We start from the raw sequence: 15,031 nt of genomic DNA on the forward strand, positions 1-15,031 counted from the left end.
GGTGGCAGCGGTTCTGATGGCAATGGTTCCGGTGGCAATGGTTCTGGTGGCAGCGGTTCGGGTGGCAGCGGTTCGGGTGGCAAAGGTTCTGGCGGGAGCGGTTCTGGTGGCAACGGTTCTGATGGTAGCGGCTCTGGTGGCAATGGTTCTAGTGGCAACGGTTCTGGCGGTAATAGCTCTGGTGGTAGTGGTTCTAGCGGTAACGGTTCTGGTAGCAACGGTTCTAGCGGGAGCGGCTCTCAAGGGGGCAGTCGAGTTAAAGGCGATAGCAGTTCGCAAGGTGATAACGACTCTCAAGGGGGCAATCGAGTTAAAGGCGATAGCAGTTCGCAAGGTGATAACGGCTCTCAAGGGGACAATCGAGTTAAAGGCGATAGCAGTTCACAAAGTGATAACGTAAAAGATAACGCGACAAAACAAGGTGATAAGTTACCTAATACTGCAACGCATTATCCTGCCTCTATTTTAATGGGACTTTCAACATTCCTAATTGGTATGTTATTGTTTATTCGTCGCAAAAACATAAAATAAGAACAACATCCTTCCATCTAAAAAATACATGAAACAAATCATAAAACTGAAAAGGGCTTTGGATTGCATTTTATTATGCAAACCAAAGCCCTTTTTATCATCTATCAGAAAGCATATTAATACGCTTTTCCCCAATACACCATATGCTTAGCTTTTTTACTACAGCAAATACACTCATCAGCTACATGTTCTTGTTCGAAAGGCATACAGCGTGAAGATACTCCAACTTCTTCTTTTAGTTTCTCTTCACAAGCTAATTCTCCGCACCACATTGCCTTAATAAACCCTTGCTTTTCGTCAGCTGCTTTTTTCATCTCTTCAAAATTCGTCACACTATACGTATTCTCATCGCGAAATACTTTTGCTTTATTAAATAAAGAAATATGAATTTCCTCAAGTAATGATGGAATACGTTCTTCTAATTGATCCATTGATATAAACTCTTTTTCTTTCGTATCTCTTCTTACAAGCACGACTTGATTCTTTTCAATATCTTTTGGACCAACTTCTACTCTAATTGGAACACCCTTCATTTCATACTCATTAAATTTCCAGCCCGGTGTTTTATTGCTAGCATCTATTTTTACACGCGCAACCTTCTGAATACGTCCTTGTAACTCTGTTGCTTTTTCTAACACACCCTCTTTATGCTGCGCAATCGGTACGATAACAACCTGTACTGGTGCTACTTTTGGTGGCATTACAAGCCCATTGTTATCACTATGAACCATAATAAGTCCACCTATCATTCTTGTTGATACACCCCAAGATGTTTGGTGTACATATTGCCATTTACCGTTACGATCTAAAAACTTAATATCAAATGCTTCGGAAAAATTCGTCCCAAAGTTATGAGAGGTTCCTGTTTGAAGCGCTTTTCCATCATGCATCAAGCTTTCAATCGTATAAGTTGCCTTTGCTCCCGCAAACTTTTCTTTTTCTGTTTTTTGCCCTTTAATTACTGGTACCGCTAAATACTCTTCACAGAAAGAAGCATATAGATTTAAAATATTTAACGTTTCAGCTTGCGATTCTTCTGCCGTTTCATGGATCGTATGACCTTCTTGCCATAAAAATTCAGTTGTACGAAGGAATGGTCTCGTCGTCTTCTCCCAACGAACTACTGAACACCACTGATTATATAGCTTTGGCAAATCATTATATGATTGCACAATCTTTGAAAAATGCTCACAGAATAACGTTTCAGATGTAGGACGTACACAAAGTCTTTCTGCTAACTTTTCATCCCCACCATGCGTAACCCATGCTACTTCAGGAGCAAACCCTTCAACATGATCCTTCTCTTTTTGCAATAAACTCTCCGGGATAAACATTGGCATATACACATTTTCATGACCAGATGCTTTTAACTTTTCATCCATCACTTTCTGCATATTTTCCCACAATGCATAACCATATGGACGTAAAATCATACACCCTTTCACACTGGAATAATCAACAAGTTCTGCTTTTTTTACAATATCGGTATACCACTGTGCAAAGTCCTCTTCCATCTTCGTAATAGCTTGTACCTGTTCTTTTGCCATAGTCACTCTTCCTCCTGTTAGAAAATACAAAAAAGCCCGCGCCCCTAAATAGGGACCGAGCTTTGTCGGCGTTACCACCCTGATTCATACACAAAAATTGTGCATGCTCTCTTTTTGATAACGGGAAATTCCCGCTGCATATGCAGAACGCAAAGGTAGGTTCCATATCGCCCTTTTAAGAATCTTTCAGCCAAATGGATTCTTTCTCTGCAAAAAGGGGTAGACATATACTAGTCCTTTTTCATCGTTATAACGAAATAAATTTGTTGATTATCATAATATAAATTTCGCTTCAAAACAAGAGTGAATTTTCTTATTTTTATATATTCTTTTCATTTTTTGTAGTTTTATACGTAGCTCTTTCGAACAATCTTTACAAGTTGATGTGCAACCATACCGATAAGTGTACCAATTAGAACGAAGAAACAAATAAATCCATATCCCATTCCTTCCCATCCACCAATAGCGGTCATTGTTACAGGAAAGAAAGCTAAACAAAGAAGTACTAAACTAAGTGCAAATATAATATCAAACTGTTTGTCTGGAAAACGTTTCTTTAGTAAATATGAAATAGCAAATACAAGGAGAATCGTGATTCCGCCAATGATGTAAAAGATACCAAATCCATCTAGCCAATCCATATTATTCCCTCCTTCCATTCATTCCCTTATACTTATTATATGTTTAATTTTTCTGAAAATAAACAATAAAATTTTAACCAGAAACATATTTTATTACTAGGTATTAATAGTAATATATAAGAATAGGTTTTATATAATCAGGAGGGAAACTTTATGGATAAAGCATTAACTAATCGTGTCATTATTTTATCTTTCGACTGTTTATCAGCTTTAGATTTTCCTATACTACAAAAATCACCTCATTTCCAATCCCTAATAAAAAAGGGCGCGATTGTGGAAAAGGTAGAGCCCATTTATCCTTCTGTAACATATCCAAGTCACTCAACAATCGTAACCGGTAATTATCCTAATAAGCATGGTGTTGTTAGCAATACGTTACTTCAACCAGGACGTGAATCACCAGACTGGCATTGGTATCGAAAGTCCATTAAAGGAACAACTTTATACGATGAAGCGCGCAAAGCAAATTTAACAACAGCTGCCCTTCTATGGCCTGTTACTGGAAGAGCAAAAATCGATTACAATTTGCCAGAAATTTTCCCAAATAGACCGTGGCAAAATCAAGTGTTAGTTTCCTTATTTAGCGGTAGTCCACTATACCAATTAGATTTAAATCATCGTTTCGGCCATATACGAAATGGATTGTCACAACCTGAACTTGATGATTTCGTGCTCGCTTCGGCTGTACATACAATCCATACGAAAAAGCCAAATGTCATGTTTGTACATTTCACCGATTTAGACACCCAAAGACACTATCACGGCTTTGAATCCAAAGAAACAATAGCTGCAATTCATAGACATGATGAACGGCTAGGAAAAATTATTCAAGCTTTAAAAGAAAGTGGACTATACGAAGAAAGCACAATTATTGCTCTTGGCGATCATAGCGCTTTAAGTGAAAACAAAGCAATTCAATTAAATGTGCTATTTCATCAAAAAGGGCTTATCTCTATAAATTCAAAAGGGAAAATAGTAGATTGGAGGGCCTATTGTCAAAGTTGCGACGGGTCTGCCTATGTATATGCGAAAGACAAAAACGATACAGATACAATCCGAGAAGTACAACTACTTCTTGAAGAATTGCTTCAAAATAAACAAAACGGAATTGAATTTATCCTTCATGATGAAGATGCGAAGGAATGCGGTGCAGATGGTAATTGTTTATTCATGTTAGAAGCACGAGAAGGGTATTATTTTACGGAAAACTATACAGGAGATTTTATAAAAGAAATTACAAAAAAAGATGTTACGCCTAGTAAAAAATATACATTTGGAACTCATGGATATTCTCCAACAAAACCTAACTATGAAACAATTTTTATAGCTGCTGGGAAAGGTATAAAAAGCGGCGTTACAATCCCGTATATGAGACTTATTGATGAAGGTCCTACTATAGCTAGATTACTCGGTTTGCACTTAGGTGAAACAGACGGAGCGATTGTAGAGGATTTGCTTCAATTGTAAAGAACTGTGTATATATGTAAAAGTTATGTAAAAATCACCACTGTTTCTCTTTTTACAATTTTTAATTTTGTACACTGTTAGTAGAACAAATTTAAGGGGGAACATTATATGAAAAAAATGTCCAGACAAGAAAAAAGCTGGATATTATACGATTGGGCGAACTCCGTATATTCGCTTGTCATTACAACTGCATTATTTCCAATTTACTTTAAAGCCGCTGCAAAAGAAGCCGGACTATCTGGAGCAACTTCAACGGCCTATTGGGGATATGCGAACTCATTCGCTACACTTTTAATTTCTATACTTGCCCCTATTCTCGGCACGGTTGCTGATTATAAAGGATTTAAAAAACGCTTTTTCACATTCTTCTTTGGGCTCGGTATCGTATTTACAAGTATGCTAGCAGTTGTTCCAACCTCTCAGTGGTACTTATTATTAGGATGCTATATGCTCGCATTAGTCGGTTTTGCTGGAGCAAACATTTTTTATGATGCATTCTTAGTAGATGTTACTTCTAAAGATAGAATGGACCGAATTTCTACGAGAGGATTCGCCTTGGGGTATATTGGAAGTACAATTCCTTTTATCGGTTGTATTGCTCTTATCATTCTTGCTCAAAAAGGAACTATCCCTCTATCAGTCGGCATTGCTAGCCAAATTTCATTCGCAATAACAGCTCTTTGGTGGGGGTTATTTACAATTCCAATGCTAAAAAACGTTGAGCAAACACACTATATTGAACGCCATCCAAGACCAATTGCAATGAGCTTCAAGCGTCTTGCTGATACTTTTAAAAATATTAAAGAATATAAAACTGTATTTATGTTCCTAATCGCTTACTTTTTCTACATTGACGGGGTCGATACAATTATTACTATGTCTACAGCATATGGAACTGATCTCGGCATTAGTGCAACTAATCTATTAATCATATTATTTGTAACACAAATTGTCGCATGCCCATTCGCTTTATTATATGGAAAACTATCGGAAACATTTACCGGTAAAAAAATGCTATATGTCGGTATTATTATTTATATCATTATTTGCACATATGCTTATTTCTTAAAAACGACACTTGATTTTTGGATTTTAGCAATGCTCGTTGCCACATCTCAGGGCGGAATTCAAGCACTAAGCCGCTCCTATTTTGCCAAACTAGTACCAAAAGAATCTGCTAATGAATTCTTCGGATTCTATAATATCTTTGGTAAATTCGCAGCCATTATGGGGCCAGTATTAGTTGGTGTTACGACTCAATTAACTGGAAAAACAAACGCTGGTGTACTTAGTATTATTGTACTATTTATTATCGGTGGATTTCTTTTAACTAGAGTCCCTGAAAATGATACATCTATTACACCACCTAATCCAAAAACTAAAACACTATAAGAAAAAATCCCCTTCAAACATGAAGGGGATTTTTTCTTTATTTTTATCGATAACGTCTTACAATTAAAGACTCTACAGCTTGTACAAAAATAATTTATCAACAGTTGTTCCTAATACTTCCGCTAAACGAAAGGCTAACGCTAAGCTCGGATCATATTTATTATTCTCAATTGCATTTATCGTCTGTCTGGAAACTTTACACTTATCGGCTAATGCACCTTGTGAAATATTATTTTCAGTGCGTAATTCATAAATTTGATTTTTCACATCTTTTCTCCTAACATGTAAAATCGTTTTTACAACATCAGTATATAGTCGGTACATTTCATTGTCAAAAGATCGCCATGAAAAAAGGAGCAATTCAGCCCCCTTACAATAGCTATTTCGAAACCAATGAATTCGTCATTTTCTCTCGATTAACAACATCTTCTTTCTTTATTTGCATACGTAAAACCGGGCCTATTGCTAATAAAATAAGTGACATTGCTATACAAAATACGGTAACTAGTGAGGTCATCTCCTTTAATCCTCCAGCTAAAGCAGTACCAATTAGCATAGCTCCCATAAACAGCGGTAAAATTGTTCCATTTACTCTTCCAACCATATTTTCTGGTACAAGTTGAATCATAAGCGTACCGACAACGATATTTAATCAAACGTTTGTTTAACTGTTTTTATGCATATGTAAGCCAACTAATCAAACGTTTGTTTAAAAAAGAAATACGCCTATATAAGGCGTATTTTCATCAATCACCGCCACCACCGCAGCTCCCTCCACTATCTCCGCCAGAAGATCCTCCGCAATCATGTGAACCACCATCATGTGAGCTATCATCAGATCCAGCAAAGAAAAATAGTGGTGATGAGCTGTTAGACGAATTATGCATATTACTCTGTTTCATCAAATTAACTTTCCTTTTGTTTGATCGAACAGCTGTTACAATTATTCCAATTACAACAAATAATAGTATGATAATAATAAATTCCATATAAAAACCTCCCTTAATTCCCTAATAGTTGAATATTTCTCTCTAAATTTTCAAGTGAAATGAAGCGTGATTCACGAAGAACCTCTTTTCCATTATAAAACAATAAAATTGTTGGCCCTGTAAATACTGCATATCGCCCTGCAATCTCTTGCATGTCTTGTAGTAATATTTCTATTTTCTCTACGTAATCATAATTCTCTAATACGTAATTTACTTTCCTTAGCATGACATCACAAACACCGCAATTTTCCGTTTTAATAAATAGAAGTACTACTTGTTTTTCATCAATATATGTCGCTAATTCTTCTATCGTTTCAAATTTATTCATCTTATCCCTCTTAACGTAATTTACGAAATACTTTATCTTGATACATACGAAATGCTGAACTATCTTTAATTTTTCTTTTTTCCATTAACTGCTGAAAACGTAGTGTTTTGGCTGTTAACTCTTCTTGTAACTTTTTTCTCTCTTCTTCATCATAACAGCAAGAGATTAAATCCTCTATTTTTAATATATCTTTTTGTAGTTCCATTTCTGCTGGAATCATACCCGCATTTTTTAAAATTTTATAGCTCATTCTAAGTTCTGGAGGTACCATTGAAAGGTCTTCTAATTGTAGTGGTTTTCCTTTTCCCGGAATGTTATCGAGATCGCCATTCCGTATCGCTTGTCGAATTTTCTCTTCAGCAATGCTCAAAAACACATCCACACCTTTACATATTTTTACTATTATTTTACATGAAACTTCACCATCGTGCTACGCTATTACAAATTGACTTCATACAATCTTTTCTCAAATTTATTTATAATGAGCTATTTCCTTCCTCATCGACCTTTCATTTTCATATGCAGTTTGTATTTAAGCCTTTTTATATTGAGAAAATCTCTCCTTATTTCAAACTTTTAATTTTATGAAAAATCACAAACCAATATTATAATAACCTATTATAATTATATTCGATTTCTAATATGAAGTTTATGTGAAGCTCATCTGAATTTTACATGAATTTCCTTTAAGTTTTATTGTCTTCCCCTACTAATCACATTATCCTTTACATATAGGAATCATTTTTTATTCCGTTTCAAACTATCTATATATATAAAGAAAGATAGTGGCCTATTAGGGAAAGGCATCTAGTATTATTATAAATATAAACATAACAAAAGAAAAAGCATGCTTATAAGCGCACCATAAGAGTGCTTCTTCATACAATTCTCATGCAAAAGTTCTCGGAAATCATGTTAATCACAAAGAAAAAGGCATTAGCTCTTATGAGCTAATGCCTTTTTCTTTATTCATATTGTTCAACGTTCCATTCTTCTATACTCCACACTTTTGTTATCCATGATTCGTAGAAAGAAGGCTCATGAGAGGCGATTAAGACCGTTCCTTTATATTGTTGTAACGCTTCCTGCAAAGCCTTCTTAGTTTCTATATCCAAATGATTCGTAGGTTCGTCTAAAATTAAAACATTACTTTTCGTTACGATAAGTTCACAAAGTCTTACCTTTGTTTGTTCCCCTCCACTTAATAAACAAAGCGGCTTTAATACATGTTCTTCTTTCAATCCACATTTTGCTAATGCTTGACGTACTTCTTTCCTTGTCATATCTGGTCTTTCTGCCCAAACTTTCTCTAATGGCGTTATTTCTGAAGCAAATTCTTCCTGTGCAAAATAAGCGGGATTTACCCGCTCTCCAACAGAAACTAAACCGCTTAATGGCTTTATTTGCCCTAATAACGTTTTTAACATTGTCGTTTTTCCGATGCCATTATGACCAACAATAGCTATTTTCTCCCCTTTTTTCACTTGAAAATTCAATTCTGTAAATAACGGTTCACTATAACCTATTCTTAGTTTCTCGGCCTGTAATATACGACTCACTGGCTCAGCATAAACATTAAAATCAAAACGGGCACGAGGTACATTGTTAACCTTTTCAACCCTTTGCATTTTCTCCAATACTTTCTCACGACTTTTTGCTTGCTTCGCTTTTCGAATTTTATTTTTTTGAATAAATGTTTCTAAATGGGCAATTTCTTTTTGCTGTTTCACATACGCTGCTTGTAATTGTTTCTTTTGCAGTTCATAATTACGCACAAAACCATTATAATCACCCACATAGCGTTTAATTGCCCGCTCCTCTAGATGATAAATAACATTTGTAATCTTGTTCAAAAATACTTCGTCATGTGAAATGATAATATAAGCTTTTTCATACAGTTTCAAATACGTTTGCAACCATTCTATATGTGCTGTATCTAAATAATTCGTTGGCTCATCTAGCAATAAAACATCAGCTTTTTCTAAAAGGAGTTTCCCAAGTAACAGCTTTGTCCGCTGACCACCACTTAACTTTGAAACATCCTTCTTCATCCCTACTTCAAACAACCCTAAACCCGTTGCTACTTCTTCAATTTCTGTATGAATTTGATAAAAGTTGGAGCTTTCCAATATAGTTTGTAATTCTCCATACCTTACCAACAGTTTTTCTACGTCTTCTGCTTCAGCCATTTCTTCTGTAATTTTTAACATTTCGCATTCAATCGCATACAAATTAGAAAATGCACTTTGCAAGTATTCTTCAACTGTTATCCCTTCTTGTAAATCTATATGTTGCTGTAAAAATCCTACCTTCACATGCGGAAACCATTCAATTTTCCCTTTATCATGTATAAGTTCTCCTGTTAACAGACGTAACAGCGTTGATTTTCCAATTCCATTTTTCCCTACTAACCCAACATGTTCTCCCTTTAATAATCGAAAACATGCATTATATAAGATGGTTTTCTCACCATACGAATGACTTACATTTTCTACTGTTAATATACTCATTTTTTCTCTCCTTTACTTATGATTCATAAGCTAAATAGAGAGAACAACAGTATAAAACCTTATTTAATTGTGCATATAAAAATGGGTAAGGTGAATACACCTTACCCATTACATATTATCGTAAGAAAGGATTAAGGTTCTTTACCTGCTGTCTTCAATTTAGCTTAATCTTTAAAAATGGGCAGACTTCTCCCTTATCAAGCTAAAACCATTTGAAGAACAGTTGATAAAGTCATTTTATCCTTTCACTCCTTTAACATTTGTTATATTAAGAGTATAAACTACTCTGTTATATTCTATTCTCTATTTTTTCTTTTGTTCCTTCTGCAAAATCATCCGGCGTTAATGAATCCACCATTTTCTCTATAGATTGCATCTTTCTCCTCCTATATAAAAAAGCCTCTTAACAGCAATCATACCAAAAACTGTTAAAAGACTTTTTTCTATTTTTTCATATAAGGAGCTAATACGCTTAAAATCTCTTCCTTATCCTTCTTTAACTCAAGTGATGTTAACATGTCCATCGTTCGCGGGCGAGGTAATTTCACTTGTACCTCACCAACTACTGATGCTGGTCTTTGAGATAAAATAAATACTCGATCAGAAAGTAAAATTGCTTCGTCTAAGTCATGTGTAACCATAACGATTGTTTGCTTTTCTTGATGCCAAGAATTTAAAAGCCAACTGTGTACTTCCATTTTCGTAAACGCATCTAATTTTCCAAAAGGCTCATCCAGTAGCATAATTGGCTTCTCACATAAATATGTACGAAGAAAGCTAATTCTTTGGCGCATACCACCAGACAGTGCATCCGGGTAATGGTCTGCATATTCATCTAGCTCAAACTGTCTTAATGCTTCCATTCCTTCTGTTAACCTTTGTTTTTTAGGTTTCCCCTCAATCTCCAACGGAAGAACTATATTTTGCAAAGCAGAGCGCCACGGTAGCAATAAATCTTGTTGGGGCATATAACTTACAACATCTTGTTTTTTTACATGTTCCTCGTTATAAAATACCTCTCCACTCGTTGGCTCTTCAACGCTCGCGATCATATTTAACAATGTGCTTTTACCGCAGCCACTTGGACCTACAAAAGAGACGAATTCTCCCTCCTGTATAAAGGCACTAATATTCGCTAATACATTCTTTCCATCGAAAGATTTCACAATATCTTTTATTTGTAATCCGCTCATTTTTCACTTGGAAGGAATTCATTTGTAAAGGCATCTTTTACATCGATTTTCTTTTTAATAACTTTGTTGTCATATAAGAAATTCGTGTAATTTGTCCAAACCTCTTCCTTCTGTACTCCCCATGCTTTTGCATCATCTTGATACTTCGTACTTAACCACTTTTGACTTTCTTGTACTAAATCTTTATTTATATCCGGAACAGCTTTAATTAAAATATCAGCAGCTTCTTTCGGTTCCTTAATTGCAAAATTATAACCTTCAGTCGTTGCAGTCATAAACTTTTTCACAAAGTCTTTATCTTGCTTCGTATGTTTTTCACTTGTAATAATAACAGGACTATAGAAATCGAGCGCTGGATCTAAGTCTTTTACCATAATCGTATTTAACTCTTTTCCTTGACGCTTCGCTTCAATTCCATCCCATCCGTAATAAATCCATTCGAAATCTGCATCACGGCCAATTGATTTAAAGAAATCTGTTTGTCCTAAGATGATTTTTTCAACTTTATTAAAATCAGCTTGATTTTTATCCATAATTGTCTTTAATGTCGCTTCCTCTGCTGGTCCTCCCCAGCCTCCGTAACGTTTACCTTCAAAATCTTTCGGTGACGTCATATTATCTTTCTTAAGCGATGCAAAAGCTGAAGTGTTATGCTGAATAATCGCTCCTACAGACACAACAGGAATACCTTCTACACGGGCTAACGTTACATTTTCTTGTGCGCTTATTGCGAAGTCCGCTTTTCCTGAGGCTATCATTTGCTCCGCTGTTACATTATCACCTGGTTGGATAATTTCTACATCTAATCCTTGCTTTTTATAATAATCTTTCGTTTGCGCTACATATAAGCCAGTATGATTCGTATTTGGAAACCAATCTAATACTACTTTTACTTTTTGATCTTTACTTGTACTTTCTTCTTTCTTCGCCGGATTACATCCAGCCACCCCTACTGCTAATAAGGCAGCTAACATAACTTTTAAACCTTTTTTCATTTTCTGCCGTCCTTTCTATATATCCATGGTGCTGTTATTCTTGCCATAAACTCCACGATAAAATACAGACATAATGTCACCATGACGATAATCGCTGCAACACCAAATACTCGGGCAGTTAAAAAGGATTTTGTTGCTCTCGTAAGCATAACCCCTAACCCTTCACTTGCACCGAGCCATTCTCCGATAATTGCCCCCATTACGCTATATGTAACTGCAATTTTTAAACCTGAGAAAAAGTATGGAAGCACTGCTGGAAATTTTACTTTCTGATAAATTTGCCACTTCGTTGCCTTCATCGTTTGTAACAACTTCAACATGTTTTTATCTACTGTTTGAAAACCTTCTAAAATGCTAAGCGCAATAGGGAAGAAACAAACGAGTATGACTACCATTACTTTCGGCAACATCCCATATCCAAACCAGATAATAAATAACGGTGCAAGTACAACGATTGGAATTGTTTGCGAAATAACGAGCAACGGGTTTATTAAAATACGAAATAAAGGGATAACGTCCATAAGAATTGCAATACTCGTTCCAAGTAAAATCGCAAAAAACAAGCCAATTATTACTTCCTGTAACGTTTGTGCCAGATTCGGTAGTAATAGGTCTTTCATTCCAATTAATTCTTGAACAATCGCGGAAGGCTTTGGTAAAATCCACGGTTCAATTTTAAATAATGAAACAGATCCTTCCCATATCACAATGAGAAGGATAAGCCAAATTGTTGTAATTATTTTAGATTGCTTCTGGTTTTGCATATTCATCACGGTACTTCCAAACCTTTTCGTCAATCGTTACACCCGTACTTGGACGATAGTGAATTTTAATAGAAGTGATAACTTCTTCTGCTCCAGCATCGACGCAAGCTTGTTGTGCACGTTTAATGACGTCAAGAAGTACATCTAATTCTCCTTCCAACGTTGTTTCCATTGCCCCTACTTCATAACGAACTCCCGATTGTTGCACAACTTCAATTGCTTTATCAACAACGGAATACACATCTTTGTTCTTCGCTTGTGGTACTACTGAAAATGAAATTGTAACTTGTTGTGACATAATAAAATCCCCTTTACAAAATATGGTTTCAAAAAAGAAAAGGCTTTCCTACCATGTAGGAAAGCCTTGTATACAAGTTATTCTATAATAACTTATGCTACATCACTTTAAAGTAACTCCCTACGCTGGCATTATCCAGATCAGGTTGAGGGTCGATGTATACTTACATCCTCTCAGCCAATTGGCTCCCCGGTTCTTAATTCGTTTTCATTGTAGCATGATTTATTTTATTGAACAAACAAAAGCATGCATAATCATTTCATTTAACTTTTAAATTCCCCAATTAATTCTTGTAACTCCTGTGAAAGCCAGCTTAAAGAAGTAGCTAATTCGGCAATATCTTGTACAGACATTTCCTGTTCTTTCATACTCTCTTCAATATTACTACTATTCGCATACGTATTTGCGATATGTGATAGTTCATTTACAACACGAACAATATTTTGGCTATTTTGCAGTATATCACTTGAATTGCTAGAAACAGTTCTAACTTGATTTGTAACAGATTGCGCTGACTTTGAAATTTTTTCAAAGAAAGCACCACTACTTTGAACAAGTTTAATTCCAGATTCTACTTCTTTTGAACCTTTTTGCATTGAAACAACAGCTTCTTCCGTTTCAGCTTGTGTTTCTCCTATTAATTTTGCTATATCTTTTGCTGATGCTTCCGTCTGCTCTGCTAACTTACGCACCTCATCAGCAACAACAGCAAATCCCCTTCCGGTTCCCCCAGCACCTGAAGCTTCAATAGAAGCATTTAAAGCTAGCGAATTAGTTTGATTTGAAATACCTGTAATTACAGTTACAATATCACTAATTTCTTTTGATCTTGTTTCCAAAGAATAAATGATTGAAGATAAATCTTGTACTGCATTTTGTATTATGCTCATTTGATTAATCACCTGTTCAATAACACCATTTCCTTCTACTGAATGATGCTCCATACCTTCAGATGCTGTCGCCATTTGTTTTGCAGCATTCGTTATCTCTTCCATCTTATCTTCCATTTCATATACAATACCTAAATACTGTTGTACTGAAGTTTCTTGAGACTGAGCGCCAGCTCTTAACCCAACCATAGAACTTACGATTTCTTGAACTGCCATACTATTCTCTTTCGTACTCGCTGACAATTCTTGTGAAGATGAGGAAACCTGTTCTGCTGTCTGCTTCACTTTATCTACAATTCCTTTAAACTTCTCGATGGTATTATTAAAATACGCATTAATAATACCAATATCACCTGGTCTTTCCTCTAATTTAATACTTAAATCACCTTCACCGACTTTGCGCAATCCTTCACGTAAATCTCGCAATGGAGCAAGTGCATTACGTACAATTAAGAATTGAATAACAGTTGCAATTAAAACAGAAATACAAATAAACATTAAACCTTGTATAATGAATTTTTCCTTTGTACTAGGAACAATAGAGGCATCTACATCCGCTGCAACAATTGCCACAATATTATCGTCTCCATCTTTAATTGGCTCTAATATCGTTACCCATGATCCTAATGCGTCTTCATATACTACTGTCATGTTTGCTTTTTTCGTGCTCATTACCTTATCATATGCTTTCATCCAAAGATCTGGTTGTTTATAATAGTCTCCCGGCTTTACTTCAACAACATTTGCTAAACCTGTAGACAAGCCGACGATTTGTAACTCACCTTTTTCATTTTCTTTTGCTCCCACAATATACGTTTGTCCAACACTGTTCAATTCTTCCGTTGATTCATCTAATTTCTCTGTTAACTTCTCTCTCTTTTCTCTTTCTGCCGCTGGGTCTTTTGCAACATCTCTCACTATCTCTTCGTCTAATTTATGTAATACCGTATCTCCTGTTTCAAAAGAATGCCTTTCAAATATAGACATCATACTATTTTGAAACATGTTAAAACTTAACGCTCCCATAGTACCGACAAGCGTCAAAATAACTAATACCGTTAACAATACATTTTTTTGAAGAAAAGATAGCTTATGCCAATATTTTTTCATTAACATCACCTTTCTTAATTAACTTAATATCAAGTAAAACTATCAAAATATAAACACTTAATAACTGATAATGTTTCTCAATTGTTTACAAATAAAAAAAAGACCAATGAAAAAAGCATTGGTCAAGACCAACCCTATCCGTCCGGTAACTGGCTAGCATAGCCTTTCGACCTTAGCCCCTGTAGTTTTGCGTCCTCATGTTTCCATCAGTTTGCCTTTCTCGCTGAACGAGTTGAACGATATGGGAGTTCTATGAGAATTAAATTATTCTCTTTCAAAGATTACAACATACGGATTAAAATGTCTACTTATTTAGAGATATAAATATAAAATTCCAATGTGTTATTTTTTCGAAATACTTTCAAAAAATACATGA

The 15,031-nt window shown here is 35.4% G+C and carries 15 protein-coding genes, 1 pseudogene, 2 riboswitches and 1 other annotated feature; of the genes and pseudogenes, 3 read left to right on the top strand and 13 right to left on the bottom strand.

Features of this window, described 5'->3' with window-relative positions; genetic code table 11:
- On the top strand, positions 1-531 hold a 531-nt coding region (locus MR065_RS16280; RefSeq protein ID WP_242214383.1), incomplete at its 5' end, for an LPXTG cell wall anchor domain-containing protein.
- A 116-nt stretch (positions 532-647) separates the two neighbouring features.
- Here MR065_RS16280 and proS read toward each other — a convergent pair.
- Positions 648-2,078 carry a proline--tRNA ligase gene (gene proS, locus MR065_RS16285; protein WP_242214384.1) on the bottom strand — a complete coding sequence of 477 codons (1,431 nt, stop codon included), beginning with the start codon at positions 2,076-2,078 and terminating at the stop codon, positions 648-650.
- 47 nt (positions 2,079-2,125) lie between these two features.
- Positions 2,126-2,332: a binding site (T-box leader), on the bottom strand.
- Between the two features lie 93 nt (positions 2,333-2,425).
- Entirely contained in the window at positions 2,426-2,719 is a 294-nt protein-coding gene (locus MR065_RS16290) for a YesK-like family protein (protein WP_000383861.1), read from the bottom strand.
- Between the two features lie 153 nt (positions 2,720-2,872).
- Between MR065_RS16290 and MR065_RS16295 the strand changes: the two genes are divergently transcribed.
- Together MR065_RS16295 and MR065_RS16300 are read left to right on the top strand one after the other, a co-directional pair.
- Entirely contained in the window at positions 2,873-4,186 is a 1,314-nt protein-coding gene (locus tag MR065_RS16295) for an alkaline phosphatase family protein (protein ID WP_242214385.1), read from the top strand.
- 108 nt (positions 4,187-4,294) lie between these two features.
- Positions 4,295-5,578: an MFS transporter gene (locus MR065_RS16300; protein ID WP_242214386.1), complete on the top strand. Its 1,284-nt coding sequence runs from the start codon at positions 4,295-4,297 to the stop codon at positions 5,576-5,578.
- A gap of 72 nt (positions 5,579-5,650) precedes the next feature.
- Here MR065_RS16300 and MR065_RS16305 read toward each other — a convergent pair whose 3' ends face one another.
- The 11 genes and pseudogenes from MR065_RS16305 to MR065_RS16355 form a co-directional block, all read right to left on the bottom strand.
- On the bottom strand, positions 5,651-5,902 hold the full coding sequence (locus MR065_RS16305; protein WP_242214449.1) for a helix-turn-helix transcriptional regulator: 252 nt from the start codon (positions 5,900-5,902) through the stop codon (positions 5,651-5,653).
- A 55-nt stretch (positions 5,903-5,957) separates the two neighbouring features.
- Positions 5,958-6,230, bottom strand: a pseudogene (locus MR065_RS16310) (MFS transporter); the annotation flags it as partial.
- Positions 6,231-6,324: 94 nt separating this feature from the next.
- Positions 6,325-6,567: a hypothetical protein gene (locus MR065_RS16315; RefSeq protein WP_097904914.1), complete on the bottom strand. Its 243-nt coding sequence runs from the start codon at positions 6,565-6,567 to the stop codon at positions 6,325-6,327.
- A 13-nt stretch (positions 6,568-6,580) separates the two neighbouring features.
- Positions 6,581-6,895 (bottom strand): thioredoxin family protein, encoded by a 315-nt coding sequence (locus MR065_RS16320; protein ID WP_242214387.1) that lies wholly within the window; start codon positions 6,893-6,895, stop codon positions 6,581-6,583.
- Between the two features lie 10 nt (positions 6,896-6,905).
- Positions 6,906-7,277, bottom strand: coding sequence for a DnaJ family domain-containing protein (locus tag MR065_RS16325; protein WP_242214388.1), 372 nt, complete (start codon positions 7,275-7,277; stop codon positions 6,906-6,908).
- A 583-nt stretch (positions 7,278-7,860) separates the two neighbouring features.
- The gene (locus MR065_RS16330) at positions 7,861-9,405 is read right to left on the bottom strand and encodes an ABC-F family ATP-binding cassette domain-containing protein (protein ID WP_242214389.1); all 1,545 of its coding nucleotides are present in this window, start codon (positions 9,403-9,405) and stop codon (positions 7,861-7,863) included.
- Between the two features lie 443 nt (positions 9,406-9,848).
- The gene (locus MR065_RS16335; protein ID WP_242214390.1) at positions 9,849-10,598 is read right to left on the bottom strand and encodes an ABC transporter ATP-binding protein; all 750 of its coding nucleotides are present in this window, start codon (positions 10,596-10,598) and stop codon (positions 9,849-9,851) included.
- Entirely contained in the window at positions 10,595-11,593 is a 999-nt protein-coding gene (locus MR065_RS16340; protein ID WP_242214391.1) for an ABC transporter substrate-binding protein, read from the bottom strand. The genes MR065_RS16335 and MR065_RS16340 overlap by 4 nt, the downstream gene beginning before the upstream one ends.
- Positions 11,590-12,363 (bottom strand): ABC transporter permease, encoded by a 774-nt coding sequence (locus MR065_RS16345; protein WP_097904920.1) that lies wholly within the window; start codon positions 12,361-12,363, stop codon positions 11,590-11,592. Before MR065_RS16345 ends, MR065_RS16340 begins: the two co-directional genes overlap by 4 nt.
- On the bottom strand, positions 12,335-12,655 hold the full coding sequence (locus MR065_RS16350; protein ID WP_000082898.1) for an MTH1187 family thiamine-binding protein: 321 nt from the start codon (positions 12,653-12,655) through the stop codon (positions 12,335-12,337). Before MR065_RS16350 ends, MR065_RS16345 begins: the two co-directional genes overlap by 29 nt.
- 100 nt (positions 12,656-12,755) lie before the next feature.
- Positions 12,756-12,857, bottom strand: a riboswitch (TPP riboswitch).
- A 61-nt stretch (positions 12,858-12,918) separates the two neighbouring features.
- On the bottom strand, positions 12,919-14,655 hold the full coding sequence (locus tag MR065_RS16355) for a methyl-accepting chemotaxis protein (protein ID WP_242214392.1): 1,737 nt from the start codon (positions 14,653-14,655) through the stop codon (positions 12,919-12,921).
- A 141-nt stretch (positions 14,656-14,796) separates the two neighbouring features.
- A riboswitch (cyclic di-GMP riboswitch) is annotated at positions 14,797-14,881 on the bottom strand.
- Positions 14,882-15,031: the final 150 nt, after the last annotated feature.

This window comes from Bacillus cereus group sp. BfR-BA-01383 (genome assembly GCF_022663495.1).
GTDB classification, from domain to species: domain Bacteria; phylum Bacillota; class Bacilli; order Bacillales; family Bacillaceae_G; genus Bacillus_A; species Bacillus_A cereus_AU.